Genomic DNA, 20,696 nt, shown 5'->3' on the forward strand with positions numbered 1-20,696 from the left:
CGTCTTCCCGGCTTTCGCCCCGCTTGTACACCGACCCCCGAGGAGTCTCGATGACGACGTGGGAGTATCTCACCACGCCCCTGCTGATCCACAACACGGCCGCGATCCTCAACAACTGGGGCAAGCAGGGCTGGGAGCTCGTGCAGGTCGTCACCGGGCCCGAGGGGGGTCTGGTCGCGTACCTGAAGCGTCCTTCCGGTGGGGGCACCGACAATGCGGGGCTGGATGCTGCGGCTCAGGCCGCGCGACAGTTCGAGGGGCAGTGAGATGACGGTGTCGGACACGCTGGCCGGGCTCGGGATCACGCTTCCCGACGTCGTCCCGCCGGTGGCGGCCTATATTCCCGCGAAGGCACACGGAGACCTCGTGTTCACGTCGGGCCAGTTGCCCATGGTGCAGGGATCCCTACCGGCGACCGGCAAGGTCGGCGAGGCGGACGGCCTCGTGTCCGCCGCGGACGCGAAGATGTACGCGCGGCAGAGCGCACTCAACGCGCTCGCTGCGGCGGCCGCCGTCGTCGGCGGCGTCGATCGCCTCACCGGGGTGCTGAAGATCACGGGGTTCGTGGCATCCGTCCCCGAGTTCACCGGGCAGCCCGGAGTGATCAACGGAGCGAGCGAGGTTCTGAGCGAGATCTTCGGCGACGAGGGTCGCCACGCGCGGTCAGCGGTCGGCGTTCCGGTCCTGCCGTTGGACTCGCCCGTCGAGGTCGAGGTCGTCTTCACCTTCGTGTGACCTGTGGCGGGCGAATACGCCGCCGACGAGCAGCGGATGCCCCGGACAACGTGGTCCGGGGCATCCGTCCTTCCTCGCGACTACCGCACCTGCGCCGAGATTACGCTCATGACGGCGGTGTCGGCGAGCGTGGTGGTGTCGCCGACTTCCCGGCCCTCCGCCACATCGCGCAGCAGACGTCGCATGATCTTCCCGGAGCGCGTCTTGGGCAGCTCCTCTACGATGTAGACGTCGCGCGGCCGTGCGATGGGCCCGATCTGCTCGGCGACCCAGGCCCGGAGCGCCGCGGCGAGGCCGTCGGGGGAGTGGGCGGCGAGGTAGCTCTGCTTGATGATCACGAACGCGGCCACGGCCTGGCCTGTCGTCTCGTCGGAGGCCCCCACCACGGCCGCTTCGGCCGTTGATTCGTGTGCCACGAGAGCCGACTCGATCTCCGCGGTCGAGAGACGATGTCCGGAGATGTTCATCACGTCGTCGACGCGTCCCAGCAGCCAGATGTCGCCGTCTTCGTCGAGCCGCGCGCCGTCGCCGGCGAAATAGTAGCCCTGCTCGGCGAACTTCTCCCAGTACGTCTCGACGAAGCGCTCGGGGTCGCCCCAGATGCCGCGCAGCATGCTCGGCCACGGCTCGGTCACGACCAGGAGTCCTCCGTTGCCGTCGCCCACCGCCGCGCCGTCGTCGCCCACCACATCGATCGAGATGCCGGGGATGGCGACCTGGGCGCTGCCCGGCTTGGTCTCGGTCACCCCCGGGAGCGCGGAGATCATGATCGCCCCCGTCTCGGTCTGCCACCAGGTGTCGACGATGGGGGTCTTGTCGGCGCCGATGACCGTGCGGTACCACATCCACGCTTCGGGGTTGATGGGCTCGCCCACCGACCCGAGCAGCCGCAGGGAGGAGAGGTCGAACTTCTCGGGGACCGCGCGGCCGATCTTCATGAAGGAACGGATCGCGGTGGGCGCGGTGTAGAAGATCGACACCTTGTACTTCTCGATGATTTCCCACCACCGACCGGGGTGGGGGGTGTCGGGGGTTCCCTCGTACAGCACCTGGGTCGCTCCGTTGGCGAGCGGCCCGTACGTGACATAGGAGTGGCCGGTGATCCAGCCGATGTCCGCCGTGCACCAGAAGACGTCGGTCTCGGGCTTGAGGTCGAACACGTTCCGGTGCGTATATGCGGCCTGCGTGAGGTAGCCACCCGACGTGTGGAGGATGCCCTTCGGCTTTCCGGTCGTGCCGGACGTGTAGAGGATGAACAGCGGGTTCTCGGCGGGGAACGGCTTCGCCTCGTGGACGTCGGATGCTGCGGGTACGACGTCGTGCCACCAGACGTCGCGTCCGTCCTGCCATGCCACGTCGTTGCCCCCGCGACGCACGACCAGCACGTGCTCGACGGTCTCCTGCACCCCCGAGCCGTTGCGGTCCGCCAGCGCCTGATCGACGGCGGGCTTGAGCGCGGACACCTTGCCTTTGCGATACCCGCCGTCCGCGGTGATGACCAGGCGCGCGCCCGCATCGTCGATGCGTGACCGCAGGCTGTCCGCCGAGAAGCCGCCGAACACGACGGAGTGGATCGCGCCGACGCGGGCGACGGCGAGCATCGCCGCCAAGGCCTCGGGGATCATGGGGAGGTAGATCGCGACGCGGTCGCCCTGCCCGATCCCCAGGTCGGTGAGCACATTCGCGACGCGCTTCACCTCGGTGGTGAGTTCGCGGTAGGACACGGCGCGCGCGTCGCCGTTCTCGCCCTCCCAGAGCAACGCCGTCCGCTCGCCGGTGCCTGCCTCGACGTGGCGGTCGAGGCAGTTGTACGCGACGTTCAGCTCGCCGTCGGCGAACCATTCGGCGAACGGAGGATTGGACCAGTCCAGCACCCGGGTGAAGGGCGTGTGCCAGGTGAGCAATGCGCGTGACTGGTCGGCCCAGAATCCCTCGCGGTCCTCCGCCGCACGTTCGTACAGCTCGGCCGTGCCCACGGCATCGGCCGTGAACGCCTCGGTCGGCGGGAACCGGCGGGTTTCGGAGAAGAGGTGGTCGATCTGACTGCTCATACGGCGCTCCTTTGCGGCGGAGAAGATGGTGTCGTCGTGCTCGTCGATCGCCGAGCGGCCCCGAGCACGGTCAATCTACCCGTCGCGATCCGACGGTCACTACCGCCGATAGTTGGGATGCCTCGTGCCCTCCGGGGGGCGGCGGACGGGCGCCGGATTCGCGGCGTGAGCGATATATCGGCGACCCGGGGCGCGTGCGTTGGAATCAGCGCAGGAAAATGCGTAGTATCTCCTCCGGCCGAACATTCGATTCTGGCAAAGCAGCACACGATCACCCCCCTGCGTCGGTGCTGCTCGTGGCGGCATCCCATTCCCCCCATGGGATGCCGCCCTTCTTTTCGCCGTCGTGCCCGCGGCGGCCGCGCCGGGCGCCCCCACCGGCTCGGGCGAACGCCGCCGCCGACGCACACTCGCGAAGGCTCCTCCTCCCCAGCGTTCGAGTGAACCGCGTTGTCCACGAACAGGCGCTCGGCCACCATCAGGGACGCGGCGCGCTCCTAGCGTCGAGGAATGACCGAACCGTTCGTCGTCCAGCCGCGCGACTCCGCGCCGCCCGCGCCGACGACGGAACCTGTGCTTTCGCGCGGCGGGCGGGCCCCGGCGGTCGTCGGCAGCCAGGAGCCGGATCACGACCGCGAGAAGTCCGAGACAGCCGATCGGCAGGAGGCGCGGCATCGGAGGACGCGGACGACGGCGATTCCGAAGCATCCGATGCTCGCGCCCATCGCGGAGTTCCTCGATGATGATGACGTCACCGACCTCTTCATCAACGGCAGTGCCGGATTGTTCGTCGATCGCGGGGAGGGCCCGGCGCCCGTGACCGCCTGGCGGGCGACCGCTCCCGAAGTGCGCGATCTCGCCGTCGCCCTGATCGGACTGGGCGGCCGGCACATCGATGACGCCTCCCCGTGCGTCGATGTCCGCCTGGAGGGCGGGCTGCGGGTGCACGCGGTGCTTCCCCCCGTCGCGTCAGAGGGCACCGCCATCTCGATCCGCATCTCGAGGCCCGGTCGGGCCGATCTCGACGAACTGGAGTCGCTCGGGATGTTCGACGCGGCGACGCGCCTGTGGCTCGAGGCGGTGGTCGCGCGTCGGGAGAACATCCTCATCACGGGTGCGGCCGGGGCGGGCAAGACCACACTGCTCGCCGCGCTCCTGGCGAAGGTGCCGGCCAATGAGCGGATCGTCACGATCGAGGACGTCGCCGAGCTGGCGATCGATCACCCGCATCACGTGCGATTGGAGTCCCGCCAGCCGAACCTGGAGGGCGCGGGGGCCATCGGCCTCGCGCGTCTCGTGCGCGAGGCGCTGCGGATGCGGCCCGACCGCATCGTCGTGGGCGAATGCCGCGGCGATGAAGTCCGCGAACTCCTTTCCGCGCTCAACACCGGGCACGACGGGGGAGCGGGCACCGTGCACGCGAACGGGCTCGACGATGTCGCCGCGCGACTGGAATCACTCGGCGCGCTCGCCTCGCTCGACGATCGTGCACTGGCGCGGCAGGTGGTCAGCGCGATCCACTGGGTGCTGCACATCGGCCGCGGCGCCGATGGGCGGCGTCTGCTGCAGGGCATCGGGCGTCCCGGCGTCGACGAGCGGGGGCGGTTGCGCGTCGTCCGCGAGGCCGTCATCGACGCTCCGGGACGACGTGCGCGGCATCGCACGTCAGGGACGGTGTCGCGCGGATGATCGGTCGCGCAGGACGCGTACGAGAGCAGAGAGGTCCGGATGCCGCGGCTACCGCCGAGACCGTGCTGCGCCTGGCTGTGCTCCTCCAGGCCGGGGTCTCGCCCGCACGCGCGTGGATGCACCTCGCTGCCTCCGGCGATCCGGCGGCCGTTCGTGTCCACGCCGCCGTGGACTCTGGAGCCACGGTCGCCGCCGCCGTGTCGGGATTGGGCGGAGCGTGGACCGAGGTGGCCGCCGCGTGGGACGTGGCCACGACCGTGGGCGCCCCGCTGGCAGCCTCGCTCCGCGGCGTCGCCGTGGCCCTCCGTGACGCGCAGGAGACGACCGACGACGTCCGGGTCGCGCTGGCCGAACCCGCCGGTACCGCGCGGCTGATGGGCCTGTTGCCGCTCGTCGCCGTCGGGCTGGGCATCGCGCTCGGCTTCGACACGCTCGGGATGCTCGTGGGAAGTCCCGCAGGCATGGCGTGCCTGGTCGCGGGCATCGCCCTCATCGTGGCCGCCCGGCGCTGGTCGTCACGATTGGTCCGCCGAGCGCGTCCGACACCCGGAATCCCGGGGCTGCACGCCGAGCTCCTGGCCATCGGACTGAGCGGTGGCGTCTCGATCGATCGAGCACGGTCGATCGTGTCACGCGCACATCCGACGGCCGCCGACGAGTCGACCGACGACACTCTCGCGCTCTCCCGCGACGCCGGTGTGCCCGCGGTCGAGCTGCTGCGGGCCTCGGCGTCGCTGGCCCGCCACCGCGCGCGCACCGACGGCCGCATGAAGGCTGCGGCACTGTCCTCCCAGTTGCTGCTCCCCCTGGGAGTCTGCACGCTGCCGGCATTCCTCCTGCTCGGCGTCGCTCCGATGCTCTTGAGCGTCCTCTCATCCACCTCGATCCGGATCTGACCTCCGCCGCGCCCGTTCGCGGCCCCGAACCGTGCCCGCCCCACACATCGCTCGACCCCGAAGGAGAATCACATGTCCGATCCCCGCCGTCCTTTCCGCCGTGCCCACCCCGTCGACCCCGGTGGAGCGTTTCCTCGTCTGAGCCGTCGACGCGCCGCGACCCTCTTCACCGATGAGACCGGTGCCGCCACCGCGGAGTACGCGATCGCCACGATGGCAGCCGTCGCATTCGCCGGGCTGCTCGTCGTCATCATGCGCAGCGACGAGGTGCGCGGCATCCTCACCGACCTGGTGCGACGTGCTCTGACCGTCGCATGATGCGCCGGGGGCGAGCACGGCGGTCCTCAGACGAGAGAGGCGCTGTGGTCGCCGAGTTCGCCGTGGCGCTCCCCGCCGTCGTCGCCGTGCTCCTCCTGAGCGCGGCGGCCCTCAACGCCTGTGCGCTGCAGGTGCGTCTGCAGGATGCCGCGGCCGACGCCGCCCGCCTGGCCGCACGCGGCGAGTCCGACGGCCGCGTGTCCGGGGCGGTGGCGGCGGTGGGCGGCTCGATGGCGATCGACCGCCGTGACGACCTCGTCTGCGTCACCGCCAGCGGAGACATCCCGCCGCTCGGCGCGCTGCACGCGACCAGCTGCGCCCTCGCCGGGGGGCGCTGATGGCAGGCGCCCTGCTCGCGGTCGGCGTCCTGGCGTGTGCGGCAACTCTTGCGGGCGGGCTCGTGATCTCGGGCGCCGGCGCCGTCTACGGCCAGAAGCTCGCCGGGGCCGCGGATGCCGCGGCCCTGGCCGCGGCGGACGCCTCATCCGGCGCGGTCGCGGGTGCGCCCTGCGACCGCGCGGCGGAGGTCGCCGCCGCTTCCGGTGCGGCTCTCGAGCGCTGCGAGGTGGACGGTCTCATCGCCACGGTGAGCGTGGCGGGCTCGTTCGCCCGGCTGCCGGCCGCGGCATCCGCTCGCGCCGGACCACCGCCGGTCACCGCACCGACGGGGGCGCCCGCGGAAGCGCGCTGACGGGGTTGTCTCGACGCCGTGACATCGTGCCCCCGGCGCCGCAGCTCACAGCGCCTCTCACAGCCTGCGGTGTGTATGGTGTGCAACGACGAAAGGACCATCAGTGCCACAAGGAGCGCCGCACGGCAAGAAGCTCGTCATCGTAGAGTCCCCGACGAAGATGAAGTCGATTCAGGGATACCTCGGCGATGACTATGAGGTGCTGAGTTCGGTCGGACATATCCGCGATCTCGCCAGCAAGAAGGACATCCCCGCGGATAAGAAGGAGTCCTACGGCAAGTACTCGATCGACGTCGACAACGACTTCGACCCCTATTACGTCGTCAACGATCGCAAGACCAAGACCGTCGCCGAACTGAAGCGCGCGGTCAAGACGGCCGAAGAGGTCCTGCTCGCCACTGATGAGGACCGCGAGGGTGAGGCGATCGCCTGGCACCTGCTCGAGGTGCTCAAGCCCAAGGTGCCGGTGAAGCGCATGGTCTTCCACGAGATCACGAAGGACGCGATCCGCGCCGCCGCAGAGAACACCCGTGACCTCGACCTCGCGCTCGTCGACGCGCAGGAGACTCGACGTGTTCTCGATCGTCTGTACGGCTGGGACGTCTCCCCGGTGCTGTGGCGCAAGGTCGGCAGCGGCCGCGAGGGCGCGGCGCTCAGCGCCGGCCGGGTGCAGTCCGCCGCCACCCGCATGGTCGTCGAGCGCGAGCGCGAACGCATGGCCTTCGTCTCGGCGTCCTACTGGGATGTCGAGGCGCGTGCAGCCAAGGGGGCAGAATCCTTCCTCGCCCGTCTGGCGCGGGTCGATGGTTCCCCGCTGGCCCGCGGTTCCGACTTCGACGACCGTGGTCAGCTGAAGAAGGCCGTCCTGGTGCTCACGGAGGCGCAGGCCGCCGAGCTCGCGACGGCGATCGAGGCGGCGGGCGAGGCATCCGTCACCAGCATCGAAGCCAAGCCCGGCACGCGCAGCCCCCGGGCGCCGTTCACCACGTCGACCCTCCAGCAGGAAGCCGGACGCAAGCTCTCGATGAGCGCGAAGCACGCGATGAGCGTTGCCCAGCGACTCTACGAGAAGGGCTTCATCACCTATATGCGCACCGACTCGACCGCGCTGAGCACGCAGGCCGTGACGGCCGCGCGTGAGCAGGCCGTCGCCCTCTACGGGTCGAAGGCGGTGCCCCTGAATCCCCGCGTGTACCGGAACAACAGCAAGAACGCGCAGGAGGCGCACGAGGCCATCCGCCCGTCGGGCGAGACCTTCCGTACCCCGGCCTCGGTGTCGTCCCAGCTCGATCGCGACGAACAGCGGATGTACGACCTGATCTGGAAGCGCACGGTCGCCAGCCAGATGTCCGACGCGAAGTACGAGACCACGACGGTGACGCTCGCGGTCGCCGCGGGTGGCCAGACGGCCGAGTTCACCGCCTCCGGCACGGTCTACACCTTCAAGGGCTTCCTCGAAGCCTACGAAGAGGGCCAGGACGAGAAGCGCGCCGACGCCGACAAGGCGGACGACCAGTCCCTGCCGGTGCTCGCTGTGGGCGACAGCCTCGATGTCCGCGACATCGCAGCGAAGGGGCACGCGACCAACCCGAAGCCGCGCTATACCGAAGCGAGCCTCGTGAAGGCGCTCGAGGAGAAGGGCATCGGGCGTCCGTCGACCTTCGCCAGCATCATCGATGTGATCCTCGATCGCGGCTACGTCACCAAGCGCGGCCAGGCTCTCGTGCCGAGCTGGCTCGCCTTCAGCGTGGTGCGCCTGCTCGAAGAGCACTTCGCCGATCTCGTCGACTACGACTTCACAGCCGATGTCGAGAAGGACCTCGACGCGATCGCCCGTGGGGAGCAGCAGCGCGGTGACTGGTTGCGCTCCTTCTACTACGGGTCCGACGAACAGGTCGGGCTCCGCAACATCGTCGACAATCTGGGCGAGATCGACGCGCGGGAACTGAACGCCACACGCATCAGCGACACCACGACGCTTCGGTTCGGCAAGTACGGCCCGTACCTCGACGTGATCGACCCCGAGGCGCCCGAAGCGGAGCCGCGTCGCGTCAACATCCCCGAGGACCTCGCACCCGACGAGCTCACATCCGAGAAGGCCCAGGAGCTGATCGACGCTCCCGTCGCCGGCAACCGGGTGCTCGGCGAGCACCCCGAGACCGGACGCATCATCGTCGTCAAGGACGGACGCTTCGGCCCGTACATCGAGGAGCAGCTGCCGGAAGAGCCCGGCGGCGTCGACGAGACGACCGGCGAGGTGATCGAGCCGCCCAAGAAGCGCGGAGCCAAGAAAGAGGTCGCGCCCAAGCCCCGCACGGCGTCGCTGTTCTCGTCCATGTCGGTCGACACGATCGACCTCGAGACGGCGCTGCGGCTTCTCGAGCTGCCGAGGGTGGTCGGCGAGGATCCCGAGTCGCACGAGCCGATCACCGCCCAGAACGGCCGGTATGGGCCCTACCTGAAGAGGGGAACCGATTCGCGCTCGCTCGACACGGAGGCGCAGATCTTCGACATCACGCTCGAGCAGGCGCTGGCGATCTACGCGCTCCCCAAGTACGGCGCACGCAAGGCCTCGAGCGCTCTCGCCGAGTTCGACAACGACCCGGTCAGCGAGAAGCCCATCCGCGTGAAAGACGGGCGCTTCGGCGCGTACGTCACCGACGGTGTGACGAACGTCACCATCCCCCGCGGGCAGACGGTGGCCGACATCACGTACGAGATCGCCGTTCAGATGCTCGCGGACAAGCGCGCGAAGGGTCCGGCACCGAAGAAGGCTCCCGCGAAGCGCACGACGACCCGCAAGGCCCCGGCGAAGAAGACCTCGTGAGCGGACTGTTCGTCACGTTCGAGGGTGGCGACGGGGTCGGCAAGACGACGCAGGCATCGCTTCTGGAGGAGTGGCTGACGGATGCCGGGCGCACGGTGCTGCGAACACGCGAACCGGGCGGAACCGAGGTGGGGCTCCTTCTCCGCGAGATCGTCCTCCACCACCGCGGGGAGGTCGCGCCGCGCGCCGAGGCGCTGTTGTACGCGGCCGACCGAGCTCAGCACATCGACACTCTCGTCAGACCCGCTCTCGAGCGCGGCGAGGTCGTCATCCAGGACCGCTACCTGGACTCGTCGGTCGCGTACCAGGGTGCCGGCCGGGTGCTGGGCCGTGACGAGGTGCGCGACCTGTCGCTCTGGGCGACGGGCGGTCTGCTGCCGGCCGTCACGGTCCTGCTCGACCTCGATCCTGCTCGCGCCCGGCAGCGGCTCGACGCCGACGACAAGCCTTTCGACCGCCTCGAATCCGAGCAGAGCGCCTTCCACGAGCGGGTGCGTGCGGAGTTCCTCGCCTTGGCGGACGCCGAGCCCGCACGCTTCCTCGTCCTCGATGCCGCACTCCCGGTCGACGTGCTCGCGACCTCCGTCCGCGCGAGGGTGTCGAGCCTGCTCTGACCGCCACCGCGGGCACAGGGACATGGCCGGTCGCGTCGGTGGCCGCGGTTAGGCTGGACGGCATGGACGCGGTCGCGACGGTGGGGGCGGTGGATGCGTCTTCCCGCGCCGGTGAGCCGTTCCCGTGGGCCGACGTCTGGGGGCAGGACGATGCCGTCGCCGCACTTCGGGGCGCAGCATCCGACGCCGCGGGCATGACGCACGCATGGCTCATCACCGGCCCGCCCGGCTCCGGCCGATCCACCCTGGCGTATGCCTTCGCCGCAGCGCTGATCGCCGACCCCGGCGACGAGCCGGCCATGCGGCAGGTTCTCGCAGGCACTCATCCCGACCTCACATCGCTGCGCACCGAGGGTGTCATCATCACCATCAAGGACGCGCGTGCTCTGGTCGAGCGGTCTTATTTCTCGCCGGCGATCGGGCGCTATCGCGTGATCGTGGTCGAAGACGCGGATCGCATGACCGAACGCACGTCCAACGTGCTCCTGAAGGCTCTCGAAGAGCCGCCCGAGCGCACCGTCTGGGTGCTCTGCGCTCCCAGCGACGCCGATCTGCTCCCGACGATCCGCTCGCGCGTGCGCGCCCTCCGGCTGCGCGAGCCCAGCGTCTCCGACGTGGCGGGTCTCATCATGCAGCGCACCGGCGTCGATGCCGCCGTCGCCGAGCAGTCGGCGCGGCACGCGCAACGGCACATTGGTATGGCTCAGAGGCTGGCGACGGATGCCGCGGCCCGCGCGCGCCGCGACGACACACTCCGCGGAGTCCTGAGCGTCCGCAGCGTCGGCGACGCGGTCGACGTCGCAGGGCGGGTCGTGCAGGCGGCCACCGAGGATGCGAAGGCACTGACCGCCGAGCGTGACGAAGCGGAGCGCTCGAGCCTTTTGCGCACGGTCGGCGTCGCGGAGGGCGCCGCCGTGCCTCCGGCCGTCCGCTCCCAGGTCTCGGCCCTCGAGGACGATCAGAAGCGACGCGCCACGCGCAGCCTGCGCGACGGCATCGATCGCGTGCTCACCGACCTGCAGTCGCTGTTCCGCGACGTCGTCCTGCTGCAGTTCGGCCGTGACGACGGGCTGATCAACCACGAGCTCGAGCCGGAGCTGCGGTCCCTGGCGGCTGCCTGGGCGCCCGCGCGCACCATGACGGTGCTCGATCAGATCTCCGAGACGCGCCGCAATCTCGAACAGAACGTCGCGCCCACCCTCGCACTCGAAAGCATGCTCGTGACCGTCGCGAGCGGAAGGACACCGTGACCAACGAATCGTCGCACCGCCCCCACCGTCTCGGCCGCACACGTCGCGGGGTGGCGGTCATCGCAGGCCTCGTCGCCGCGACGCTGGCCCTGTCGGGATGCCTCTATTCCCTCATCCCCGAGAGTGCGCCGACGTCGGCGTCCACCGCGAGCGCAGCCCCCGACACCGACGGCATTGACGCCGACCTGCTGCCGTTCTACGAGCAGACACTCGAGTGGACGTCGTGCGGGTCGGGCTTCGAGTGCACCGACGTGCGGGCTCCCCTCGATTGGTCCGATCCGGCCACGGGAGACGTCGCACTGTCGGTCATCCGGCACCGCGCGACCGGCACGGCGGAGGGCTCGCTGCTCACGAACCCCGGCGGCCCCGGAGCCAGCGGCGTCGCGCTCATCCGAGATTCCCTCTCCTTCGCCGTGGGCGATGCGCTGCAGCAGAACTACGACGTCATCGGGTTCGATCCTCGAGGGGTCGGCGAGTCCACGGCGGTGCGCTGCTTCGACGCGACCGAAATGGACGCCTACCTGTTCGACATCCCCGCGGATCCCCGGGGATCAGAGGCGTGGACCGCAGAGCTCGACAGCCGCAACCAGGCGTTCGCCGACGCGTGCGAGGCGAACAGTGACGGCATCCTGCCGTACATCACGACCGACAACGCCGCCCGCGACATGGATCTGCTCCGCGGCGTCCTCGGCGACAAGAAGCTGAACTACCTCGGCTACTCCTACGGCACATTCCTCGGCGCGACATACGCGAAGATCTTCCCGGAGCGCGTCGGCCGGCTCGTCCTCGACGGCGCGATCGACCCGTCGGTGTCGGGTCTCGACGTGAGCACCACGCAGGCGGTCGGGTTCGAGTCGGCCCTCCGCGCCTACATGTCCGACTGCTTGTCGGGGAGCGACTGTCCGTTCAGCGGCACGGTCGACGAGGCGATGGCCGACCTCGGCACGCTGCTCGCGAGCGTCGACAGGACGCCGATCAGCGCGTCCGATGGTCGCGAGCTCGGGGCCGACTCGCTCATGACGGCGATCATCGCTGCCCTCTACTCCCAGGACAGCTGGACCTACCTGACCACGGCGCTCTCGGACGTCCTGCAGGGCAACTCGGACGTGGCGTTCCAACTGGCGGACTTCTACTACGGGCGCAGCAACGGGCAGTACGACGACAACTCCACCGAGGCGTTCCGGGCCTACAACTGCATGGACTACCCCGACGACGCGACGCAGGAGCAGAAGGACGCCTCCGACGCGAAGATCGCGGCGGAGGCGCCGACGGTCGCTCCCTACTGGTCGGGCCCCGACGCCTGTGCGCAGTGGCCCTACCCTCCGACCGGAGTGCGCGAACCGATCGCCGCGGACGGCGCGGCACCGATCGTGGTCGTCGGCACCACCAACGACCCCGCCACGCCCTACGAGTGGTCGGTCTCGCTGGCCGATCAGCTGTCTTCGGGCGTCCTCGTCACGCGCGTCGGCGAGGGGCACACCGGCTACAACAAGGGCAATGCGTGCGTGGACGATGCGGTCGAGACGTACTTCCTCGACGGCACGGTCCCCGAGGACGGCCTGCGCTGCGAGTGAGGCGGGGGACGCTTCGCCCTCCGTTCCACCGGTTCGCGGGGTGTCCCGCGAACCTGTAGGATTGGTCATCGTGCAACGCGTGAGCGGGGCGCGCCGCCTTAGCTCAGTCGGCAGAGCATCTCACTCGTAATGAGAAGGTCGTCAGTTCGATTCTGACAGGCGGCTCGGTTTCAGAAGGGGTCGCGGACCGCGGCCCCTTCGCCGTATCCGGAGACGGGAGGCGCGATGTCGAACACGCTCGACGCGATCCTCGAGATCTTCGCGTGGGTGGGGCTCGGCGTCGGCATCGTGCTGGCGGTCCTCGCGCTCATCCTGCACCTCGCCGACGGTACCTGGATCTCGGTGAAAGCGGTGGTCGAAGACCTCGATGAAGAGGACGTGCCGACCCCCGACATCGCTCCGAACATCCAGGAGCACCGGCTGGTGGTGCGCTGGTTCGATCAGGACGGTGGGGTGAACCAGGCGCCCCTCACGCACGAGCAGCATGCGTTGCTCGGCAGCCGGGGGATGGTCGACATCTACACGAGGCGCGGGTGGACGAACCGCATGCGGGTGACGCCGGGCTCGCCGGCGGTGCGGGCGACGGTCCTGCTGGCGTCCGGGCTCTTCGCCGTGGGGATGGTCTCACTCGTCGTCTCCTGGATCGTTCTCTTCGCCCGCGGGTGACGTCGGGTCGAGGAGGCCTGCGCAGCTCACCTCACGGGCGGTGATCGAGAAAGTCGGATGGCGCGATGACTACTTGCTAGATAAGCTAGCTAAATGGATCATCCTCGTCACGGCCGCACGACCCCCGCGCGATGGCTGCGCATCGGCATCCCGGTGGTCCTTGTGCTGATCTGGCTCATCGGCGGATCGATCGGCGGTCCGTACTTCGGCAAGGTGGATGAGGTCGCATCGAACGACCAGTCCTCCTTCCTCCCGAGCAGCGCCGACGCGACACAGGTGAGTGAACGCCTCACGGACTTCCTCGGGGATGACAGCATCCCCGCCGTCGTCGTGGTGACGGGCACGGAGGCTCTCACCGACGCGCAGATCGCCGACATCCAGACACTGGCCGATGACGTGGCCGACGTGGAGGGTGTCCTGGAGGGCGTTTCGCCGCCGATCGTCTCCGAAGACGGGGAAGCGGTGCAGATCTTCGTGCCCCTCGATGCGAGCGGTGAGGTGCAGGAGAACGTCGATGCCGTGCGCGCGGTCGTGCAGGCCGAGGTGCCCGCGGGCCTGCAGGCGTGGGTGACGGGGCCCGCGGGGTTCACGGCAGACCTGGTCAAGGGCTTCACGGGGATCGACGGCATCCTGCTTTTGACGGCATTGGGCGCCGTGTTCATCATCCTGATCATCGTCTACCGGTCGCCGCTTCTGCCCGTCCTCGTGCTCCTGACATCTGTGTTCGCCCTCTGTGTGGCGCTGTTGACGGTGTGGTGGCTGGCGAAAGCCGAGGTCTTCGTCCTGAACGGGCAGGTGCAGGGGATCCTCTTCATCCTCGTGATCGGCGCCGCGACCGACTACGCACTGCTGTACGTCGCGCGATTCCGCGAAGCGATCGGGGACGGCGAGCGGCGGTGGGATGCCACCCTGCGTGCGTGGAAGGGCGCCTTCGAGCCGATCCTCGCCTCCGGCGGCACCGTCATCGCCGGCCTGCTCTGCCTCCTCCTCTCCGACCTCGCGACCAACAAGGCCCTCGGGCCGATCGCCTCGATCGGCATCGTCTTCGCGGTGCTGTCGGCGCTCACCTTCCTTCCCGCCCTTCTGGCACTGTTCGGCCGCGCGGCCTTCTGGCCCTTCGCTCCGAAGCACCCCATCGCGACGATCCCCGACGATCTCTCGAAGCCGGTCAAGGGTCTGTGGCCACGTCAGGCGCGGTTCGTCTCGCGGCATGCGCGGCCGATCTGGATCCTCTGCACGATCGTCCTCCTCGGCGCGTCCGTCGGTCTGACGCAGCTGAAGGCGGACGGCGTGCCCTCGAGCGATCTGGTGCTCGGCGCCTCCGAGGCGCGGGACGGGCAGCAGGTGCTGGCGGAGCACTTCCCCGGCGGTTCGGGCAGCCCCGTGTACGTCGTCGTGGCCGAAGGTGAGCTCGCCGGCGTCGTCGACGTGCTCGACAGCAGCTCCGGCGTCGATTCCGTGGCCGTGGCCTCCGAGGATTCGCCCACCGGACAGGCGACCGTCACCGTTCAAGACGGCACGCCGGTGTTCACTGCCGCAGGTCCTCCGGGAACTCCGGAACCCGCGCCGACCGTCTCGGACGGAGACGTTCTCGTGGTGGGTACTCTCACCGACACCGCGGACTCGGCGGCCGCCGAGCAGACGGTCCGCGACCTGAGGGTCACTCTGGCCGATCAGCTCGGCGACGGCACCGCATTGGTGGGCGGCGTGACGGCGACCGACGTCGACTCGAACGACACCGCGATCCGCGATCGCTCCGTCATCATCCCCGTGGTGCTCGTGGTCATCCTCCTGATCCTGATGCTGCTGCTCCGTGCGGTCCTCGCCCCCGTGCTGCTGATCGTCAGTGTGATCCTGTCCTTCGGCGCAGCACTCGGAGTGAGCGCCCTCGTGTTCGACCACGTGCTCGACTTCCCCGGGGCCGATCCCTCGGTTCCCCTCTACGGGTTCGTGTTCCTCGTCGCGCTGGGGGTGGACTACAACATCTTCCTGATGTCCCGGGTGCGCGAGGAGTCGCTCGCCCATGGCACGCGTCGCGGCATCCTGCGCGGGCTGGTCGCCACGGGGGGCGTGATCACGTCGGCCGGCCTGGTCCTCGCGGCCACGTTCGCCGCACTGGGTGTGATCCCCATCCTCTTCCTGGCGCAGCTGGCGTTCATCGTGGCGTTCGGCGTGCTGCTTGACACCTTCATCGTGCGCTCGCTGCTTGTCCCGGCGGCGGCCTACGACGTCGGTCGCGCGATCTGGTGGCCCTCGAAGCTCTCCCGGAACGAGGGGACGGATGCCGCGGCACCCGCTGTCCGTGTTCCGGTCGCGGCGGATCCCGTTGTGGAGGGAGCGACGGGGGATGACGTGCCCATGACGCGCGCCGACTATCGACGTACGCTCGATTCATGAGCCGCGCACTGTTCATCGTCGACGTCCAGAACGATTTCACCGAGCACGGGGCGCTCGGCGTCGACGGCGGGGACGCCGTCGCAGAACGCATCTCGCGTCACCTCGCGCAGCATGCCGGGGAGTACGCGGCGATCGCCGCGTCCCGTGACTGGCATCACGGAGAGGACGACAACGGCGGGCACTTCTCCGCGACCCCCGACTTCGTCGACACCTGGCCGGTGCACTGCGTCGCCGGCACGGCCGGTGCGGACTACGACGCGGTGTTCGACACGAGCGCGGTCACCCACCACCTCAAGAAGGGTCAGGGAAAGCCCGCATATTCGCTGTTCGAGGGCGTCGCCGACGACGGAACGACCGCCGCGCAGCTGCTGCGGGAGCACGGCATCCTCGACATCGACGTCGTGGGTCTCGCCACCGACTATTGCGTGCGCGCCTCGGCGCTGGATGCGGTGTCGCTCGGTCATCGGGTCCGCGTCTTCACCGACCTCATCGCCGGCGTGCACCCCGATTCGAGCGAGGCCGCGCTGGCAGAACTGGCCCATGCCGGGGTCGAGCTCGCCCGTTCCGGAGTCTGACCCGGGGGCCACCACCCCTCAGCAGTGCGCGTAGACGTGGGCCTTCTCGGAAGGCGGCACGAGATCGCGATCACGCAGTGTCGTCAGGCGCGGCGTCGACGCACGGGCGCACACGGATGCGAAGTCGCCCCGCAGGTCGTCGGCGTACTCGACATTCAGGACGTAGGCCCCGTACACGGAGGTGTAGTCCTCGCACTCCGCGAAGACGTCGCACTCCTCGGAGATCACGAAGTCGAAGCCGATGCGGTTCTTTCCGATGGCGGAGAGCTCGGCGGCGTTCTTCTGGCCCGCAGCGAGTCCGGCCTCGTGGGCGGCGCCCACCAGCATCGTCGCGAACTCGATCGCATCGTCCTCGGTCAGCAGCCCTCCGGAGCGGGTCCACGAGTCGAGATTGTCGAACTCGACGGCGGCGAAGCCCTTTTCTGCGCACGAATCGATCGTCGTCTGCAGACGGGCTGCGGCCGCGGATCGCCGTTCCGGGCTGGAGATGTCGATGAGGTCCTCATCCGGCCAGTTCGGGTCCACGATCGGCGCTCCATCGGCATCCCGCAGGATGAGGGAACTGTCCGCCGTCTCGCCGGGCTGCGTCTGGAAGCCGTTCACGTAGCAGATCGAGTAGATGCCCTCCATCGGCATCTCCGTGCTGTCCCGGACGACGATGGTGATGTCGTCCACGGGATCGTAGGCCCCGCCGAGTTGGTAGTCGAACGCCCCGGTGGTGGGAGGCGCGACGACGACGACGGGGGGAGGAGGGGAGGCGCTGCTCGTGGGGGGCGGCGGATCCGACGAGTCGGCTGGCGTCGCCCCGCACCCGGACAGCGCCAGGATGAGGACCACGGCGCACACGCCGGCGCGCAGGGGGCGAAGTTCGTTGATCATCATGGCGGTGGTGGGCCCGGAGGGGCTCGAACCCTCGACCCGCGGATTAAAAGTCCGATGCTCTGCCAACTGAGCTACAGGCCCGTATATCGAATCTACGGCATTTCCGGTCGCCGCTCGCACGAAAGACGGCACCGCCGACGACTCCTCGAGGAGTCGCCGGCGGTGCCGTCGGTTACCCCGGCGATGCCGGGGTCACGATCAGGAAGCCGGGGGCGTCAGGACCGTGTCGATGAGGTAGACGACCGCGTTCGCGGTCTGGACGCCACCGCAGATCACGGCAGAGGTGCCGTTGACCGTGAGGTTGTCGCCGCTGCCCTCGACCGTGAGGTCGCCGCCCTGGACGGTGGCGTGCGTGCCGACGATCTCGTCAGGCTGGATCATGCCGGGGACGACGTGGTACGTGAGGATGGACGTCAGCGTTGCCGAGTCGGTCTTCAGTGCCTCGATCGTCGCGGGGTCGATCTTCGCGAAGGCGTCGTCCACGGGTGCGAACACCGTGAAGTCGCCACCGTTCAGCGTGTCGACCAGGTTGACGTCGGGGTTGAGCCCACCCGAGACCGCAGCGGTCAGCGTGGTGAGGATCGGGTTGTTCGAGGCGGCGGTCGCCACCGGGTCGACGGCCATGCCGGCAACCGAGCCGCTGCCGTCCGGAACGGCCTCGGCGTACGCTGCGCAGCCGGAGCCGACCAGGTTGGCCGTGGGGTCCATCATCTCGGACGAGGCCGAGGCGGATGCCGAAGGCATCGGTGCTGCGGACGACTCTTCGGTCGTGGTTCCGCCGCTCGTGGCGCCCGAACATGCGCTGAGCGACAGCGCAGCGACGAATGCGAGCGAGATTCCTGCGGTGAGGCGAGTCTTGCGTGACATGGTGTTCCTCCTGTGTAGGTGGTCCGACTGGACCGCGAGTACCCCAGGTGCGGGGGCACCCGCTTGTTCCGGCGGGTACATCAGGTCTTCGGAGCCCCTCACGCATCGGATGGGATCGGATCGGAAGAAATGGGGATTGATGTTTCCTCGCGCGCGCGAGCGTCTTTCTGTACGAGACCGGATCGTGGCCACCCGTCAACCCCCGGCGTCGGATACACGCGCCCACAGGGGACTAGGGCATGCTGGGGACGTGGTTATCGACGGAGTGGACGTACGCGAAGACGGCGAGGCTGCCGTCGACCACGTCGCGGAGCTGCTCCAGCGGGTGGCCGGCGGAGACCAGGCCGCTTTCGCGAGGCTCTACGACATGCTCTCCTCCCGCGTGTTCGGGTTGATTCTGCGTGTGCTCGTCGACCGGTCGCAGAGCGAAGAAGTGCTGCAAGAGGTGTTTCTCGAGGTGTGGCAATCCGCCGCGAAGTTCGCTCCGAATAGAGGCCAAGGAAGGTCGTGGATACTCACGATGGCCCATCGTCGGGCAGTCGATCGCGTGCGATCGGCCCAAGCGAGCAGCGATCGTGATGTGCGAGTGGGCTTTCGCGATCTCGACGTCGCCCATGACAGCGTCGCCGAGCAGGTGGAACTGAAGATCGAGGGGGGACGCGTGGCCAAGGTGCTCTCGGCTCTCCCCGAGGCGCAGCGCGAAGCGCTGACGCTGGCTTACTACGGCGGTTACTCTCAGAGCGAGATCGCCGCGCTCGTGGGTGCTCCACTGGGGACCATCAAAACGAGAATGCGAGACGGGTTGTCTCGGATGCGTACGGAAATGGGGGTGCAGATGTGAACGAGCAGGATTTCGCCGAATTGGCGGCGGGCCACGCCGTGAACGCTCTGTCTCCGGACGACGAGCAGGTGTTCCTCGCCGCGCTCGACGCACACCCCGAATGGGAGACGATCGTGCGAATGGATGCGGCGACCATTGTCGCCCTTGCCGACATGACGCACGACGTCGCACCGCCCCTCGCCTTGCGTGGCCGTCTGCTGTCGTTGATCGCCGCCACGCCTCAGCTCTCGACGGCGGACGCCTCGGCCGGCGATTCGACGCACGCTGCGAGGCGCGACGCTCCGGTCGCGGCGGCGACGCCCGTGGATGATGTCCGTCCGTCGCAGGACGATCCGGCGGACACCTCGCCGGGTCTCATGATCTCCACGGAGCCACCGACCGACACGCAGTCGATTCAGGCCGTCTCTCGAGCGCGCTGGACCCGAGGGCTCTTCGCGCTCGCCGCCTCGCTCGTGCTCCTGATCGCCCTCGGCTTCGGCGCCGCCTTCATCGGGCAGCAGCTCAACACACCGGCATCTGTGGTCGCGCTCAACCAGATCGAAGATGCGCCCGACGCCCAGACGGCTTCCATCGCTCTCGACGACGGCGCTCAGGGCACGGTGCACTGGTCGGAGTCCGTCGGCAAGACGGTCCTCGTCTCCGACGGATTGCCTGCGCTCACCTCGGATCAGCAGTTCGAACTCTGGTTCGTCCGCGACGGTGCGGCTGTTCCGGCCGGCGTGTTCGATGCTGCCGCCGGTGGCAGCGCGACCGCCCTCCTCGACGGCGAACTGCGCGACGGGGATGCGATCGCGGTCACCGTGGAGCCGCAGGGGGGTTCGCCGACAGGCCAGCCCAGCGGCGATCCGATCCTGGTGATCCCGACGGCCTAGTCCGGCGTGCCGCGCGGTCGCGCTAACGTGAGGCCGTGGCATCCGACCTTCCGGCAGTGGGGCAGTCGCCCGCGACGCTCGCCCATCTGCGGCGGGCACGCGACCTGATCGATCGGGAGTATGCGCAACCGCTCGACGTGCCGACCATGGCGCGGAGGGCTCTGATGTCGCCTGCGCATTTCTCCCGCGAGTTCCGTCTGGCGTACGGCGAGACGCCGTACGCCTATCTCATGACCCGGCGCATCGAGCGGGCGATGGCTCTCCTGCGGGCCGGGTCGACCGTCACGGATGCCTGTACCGCCGTCGGCGCGACATCTCTGGGATCCTTCAGCTCGACGTTCACGCAGCTCGCCGGAGAGACGCCGAGTGCGTATCGCGCGCGCTCCCACGATGCGGCGGAGGCGATGCCGTCGTGCATCTCGCGCGTGCTCGGACGGCCCACCCGGTTCGGCTGACGGGGCGGCGCGACGGGCGAAGGCATCGAGCAGGATCGGAGAAGCATCCGAACGTCGTCGGCCCTACCGTGGGAGCATGACCACCATCGCTCTGCGTTACTGCCCGATCACGGTCGACGACGTCGACGCCGCCATCGTCTTCTACCGGGACGCTCTCGGACTGGAGGAGCGCACCGACGTCGGTGCGGGAGATTTCCGCTGGGTGACGCTCGGCTTCCCCGGCCTGCCCGCACCTGAGGTGGTGCTGTCCGCACCCGGGGCCGGTCGCTCGCCGGAGGACGGCGAGGCCGTTCATCGACTGCTGGCGAAAGGCGTGCTCGGTCTGATCGTCTTCAGCACCGACGACGTCGACGCGCTGTTCGAACGCGTCCGGGCCACCGGAGCCGAAGTTCTCCAGGAGCCCATCGACCAGGACTGGGGTCCGCGCGATTGCGCTTTCCGTGATCCTGCCGGCAACACGATCCGCGTCAACCAGACGGTCTGATCGGCCGCGCGG

Annotated in this window: 21 protein-coding genes and 2 tRNA genes; 19 read left to right on the forward strand and 4 right to left on the reverse strand. The window is 69.1% G+C overall.

Annotated features, from left to right (window positions below):
* Nucleotides 1–50: 50 nt before the first annotated feature.
* Both ACFXOO_RS02620 and ACFXOO_RS02625 read left to right on the forward strand, forming a co-directional pair.
* The gene (locus ACFXOO_RS02620) at nt 51–266 is read left to right on the forward strand and encodes a hypothetical protein (protein WP_378837667.1); all 216 of its coding nucleotides are present in this window, start codon (nt 51–53) and stop codon (nt 264–266) included.
* Between the two features lies 1 nt (nt 267).
* Nucleotides 268–735: a RidA family protein gene (locus ACFXOO_RS02625; protein WP_394562704.1), complete on the forward strand. Its 468-nt coding sequence runs from the start codon at nt 268–270 to the stop codon at nt 733–735.
* 80 nt (nt 736–815) lie between these two features.
* On the opposite strand, the gene acs is transcribed toward ACFXOO_RS02625, so the two are convergent.
* On the reverse strand, nt 816–2,786 hold the full coding sequence (acs, locus tag ACFXOO_RS02630) for an acetate--CoA ligase (protein ID WP_394562705.1): 1,971 nt from the start codon (nt 2,784–2,786) through the stop codon (nt 816–818).
* A gap of 510 nt (nt 2,787–3,296) precedes the next feature.
* Between acs and ACFXOO_RS02635 the strand changes: the two genes are divergently transcribed.
* The 13 genes from ACFXOO_RS02635 to ACFXOO_RS02695 all read left to right on the forward strand — a co-directional run bounded on the left by ACFXOO_RS02635 (nt 3,297) and on the right by ACFXOO_RS02695 (nt 16,283).
* Nucleotides 3,297–4,475: a TadA family conjugal transfer-associated ATPase gene (locus ACFXOO_RS02635; protein ID WP_394562706.1), complete on the forward strand. Its 1,179-nt coding sequence runs from the start codon at nt 3,297–3,299 to the stop codon at nt 4,473–4,475.
* Entirely contained in the window at nt 4,472–5,371 is a 900-nt protein-coding gene (locus ACFXOO_RS02640) for a type II secretion system F family protein (RefSeq protein WP_394562707.1), read from the forward strand. The genes ACFXOO_RS02635 and ACFXOO_RS02640 overlap by 4 nt, the downstream gene beginning before the upstream one ends.
* A 72-nt stretch (nt 5,372–5,443) precedes the next feature.
* Nucleotides 5,444–5,689 (forward strand): DUF4244 domain-containing protein, encoded by a 246-nt coding sequence (locus tag ACFXOO_RS02645; protein WP_394562708.1) that lies wholly within the window; start codon nt 5,444–5,446, stop codon nt 5,687–5,689.
* A 44-nt stretch (nt 5,690–5,733) separates the two neighbouring features.
* Entirely contained in the window at nt 5,734–6,027 is a 294-nt protein-coding gene (locus tag ACFXOO_RS02650) for a TadE family type IV pilus minor pilin (RefSeq protein WP_394562709.1), read from the forward strand.
* Nucleotides 6,027–6,380 carry a helicase gene (locus ACFXOO_RS02655; protein WP_394562710.1) on the forward strand — a complete coding sequence of 118 codons (354 nt, stop codon included), beginning with the start codon at nt 6,027–6,029 and terminating at the stop codon, nt 6,378–6,380. Before ACFXOO_RS02650 ends, ACFXOO_RS02655 begins: the two co-directional genes overlap by 1 nt.
* A gap of 103 nt (nt 6,381–6,483) precedes the next feature.
* Entirely contained in the window at nt 6,484–9,207 is a 2,724-nt protein-coding gene (topA, locus tag ACFXOO_RS02660) for a type I DNA topoisomerase (RefSeq protein WP_378837685.1), read from the forward strand.
* Nucleotides 9,204–9,821, forward strand: coding sequence for a dTMP kinase (tmk, locus tag ACFXOO_RS02665; RefSeq protein ID WP_378837688.1), 618 nt, complete (start codon nt 9,204–9,206; stop codon nt 9,819–9,821). The genes topA and tmk overlap by 4 nt, the downstream gene beginning before the upstream one ends.
* A 62-nt stretch (nt 9,822–9,883) precedes the next feature.
* Nucleotides 9,884–11,071 (forward strand): DNA polymerase III subunit delta', encoded by a 1,188-nt coding sequence (locus ACFXOO_RS02670; protein WP_378851788.1) that lies wholly within the window; start codon nt 9,884–9,886, stop codon nt 11,069–11,071.
* Entirely contained in the window at nt 11,068–12,645 is a 1,578-nt protein-coding gene (locus ACFXOO_RS02675; RefSeq protein ID WP_378837693.1) for an alpha/beta hydrolase, read from the forward strand. Before ACFXOO_RS02670 ends, ACFXOO_RS02675 begins: the two co-directional genes overlap by 4 nt.
* 92 nt (nt 12,646–12,737) lie before the next feature.
* Nucleotides 12,738–12,810 (forward strand) — tRNA-Thr (locus ACFXOO_RS02680).
* A gap of 60 nt (nt 12,811–12,870) precedes the next feature.
* A complete protein-coding gene (locus tag ACFXOO_RS02685) occupies nt 12,871–13,311 on the forward strand; it encodes a hypothetical protein (RefSeq protein ID WP_394562711.1) in 441 nt (146 codons plus the stop codon).
* Between the two features lie 93 nt (nt 13,312–13,404).
* Entirely contained in the window at nt 13,405–15,708 is a 2,304-nt protein-coding gene (locus ACFXOO_RS02690; protein WP_378837697.1) for an MMPL family transporter, read from the forward strand.
* Nucleotides 15,705–16,283: an isochorismatase family protein gene (locus ACFXOO_RS02695; protein ID WP_378837699.1), complete on the forward strand. Its 579-nt coding sequence runs from the start codon at nt 15,705–15,707 to the stop codon at nt 16,281–16,283. Before ACFXOO_RS02690 ends, ACFXOO_RS02695 begins: the two co-directional genes overlap by 4 nt.
* Before the next feature lie 18 nt (nt 16,284–16,301).
* On the opposite strand, the gene ACFXOO_RS02700 is transcribed toward ACFXOO_RS02695, so the two are convergent.
* From ACFXOO_RS02700 to ACFXOO_RS02710, 3 genes are all read right to left on the reverse strand, one after another.
* Nucleotides 16,302–17,165: an endo alpha-1,4 polygalactosaminidase gene (locus ACFXOO_RS02700; RefSeq protein WP_378837701.1), complete on the reverse strand. Its 864-nt coding sequence runs from the start codon at nt 17,163–17,165 to the stop codon at nt 16,302–16,304.
* A gap of 5 nt (nt 17,166–17,170) precedes the next feature.
* A tRNA-Lys gene (locus ACFXOO_RS02705) sits at nt 17,171–17,246 on the reverse strand.
* Nucleotides 17,247–17,363: 117 nt separating this feature from the next.
* On the reverse strand, nt 17,364–18,032 hold the full coding sequence (locus tag ACFXOO_RS02710) for a fasciclin domain-containing protein (RefSeq protein WP_378837703.1): 669 nt from the start codon (nt 18,030–18,032) through the stop codon (nt 17,364–17,366).
* 250 nt (nt 18,033–18,282) lie between these two features.
* Here ACFXOO_RS02710 and sigK point away from each other — a divergent pair, with 250 nt between their 5' ends.
* The 4 genes from sigK (at nt 18,283) to ACFXOO_RS02730 (ending at nt 20,684) form a co-directional block, all read left to right on the forward strand.
* Nucleotides 18,283–18,873: an ECF RNA polymerase sigma factor SigK gene (gene sigK / locus ACFXOO_RS02715; protein ID WP_378837710.1), complete on the forward strand. Its 591-nt coding sequence runs from the start codon at nt 18,283–18,285 to the stop codon at nt 18,871–18,873.
* Nucleotides 18,870–19,745 (forward strand): anti-sigma factor domain-containing protein, encoded by an 876-nt coding sequence (locus ACFXOO_RS02720; protein ID WP_378851782.1) that lies wholly within the window; start codon nt 18,870–18,872, stop codon nt 19,743–19,745. Before sigK ends, ACFXOO_RS02720 begins: the two co-directional genes overlap by 4 nt.
* Before the next feature lie 35 nt (nt 19,746–19,780).
* Nucleotides 19,781–20,200: a helix-turn-helix transcriptional regulator gene (locus tag ACFXOO_RS02725; RefSeq protein ID WP_394562712.1), complete on the forward strand. Its 420-nt coding sequence runs from the start codon at nt 19,781–19,783 to the stop codon at nt 20,198–20,200.
* A gap of 76 nt (nt 20,201–20,276) precedes the next feature.
* The gene (locus tag ACFXOO_RS02730) at nt 20,277–20,684 is read left to right on the forward strand and encodes a VOC family protein (protein ID WP_378837718.1); all 408 of its coding nucleotides are present in this window, start codon (nt 20,277–20,279) and stop codon (nt 20,682–20,684) included.
* Nucleotides 20,685–20,696: the final 12 nt, after the last annotated feature.

The sequence above is a fragment of the Microbacterium sp. P03 genome, assembly GCF_043556235.1.
Classification (GTDB): Bacteria; Actinomycetota; Actinomycetes; order Actinomycetales; family Microbacteriaceae; genus Microbacterium.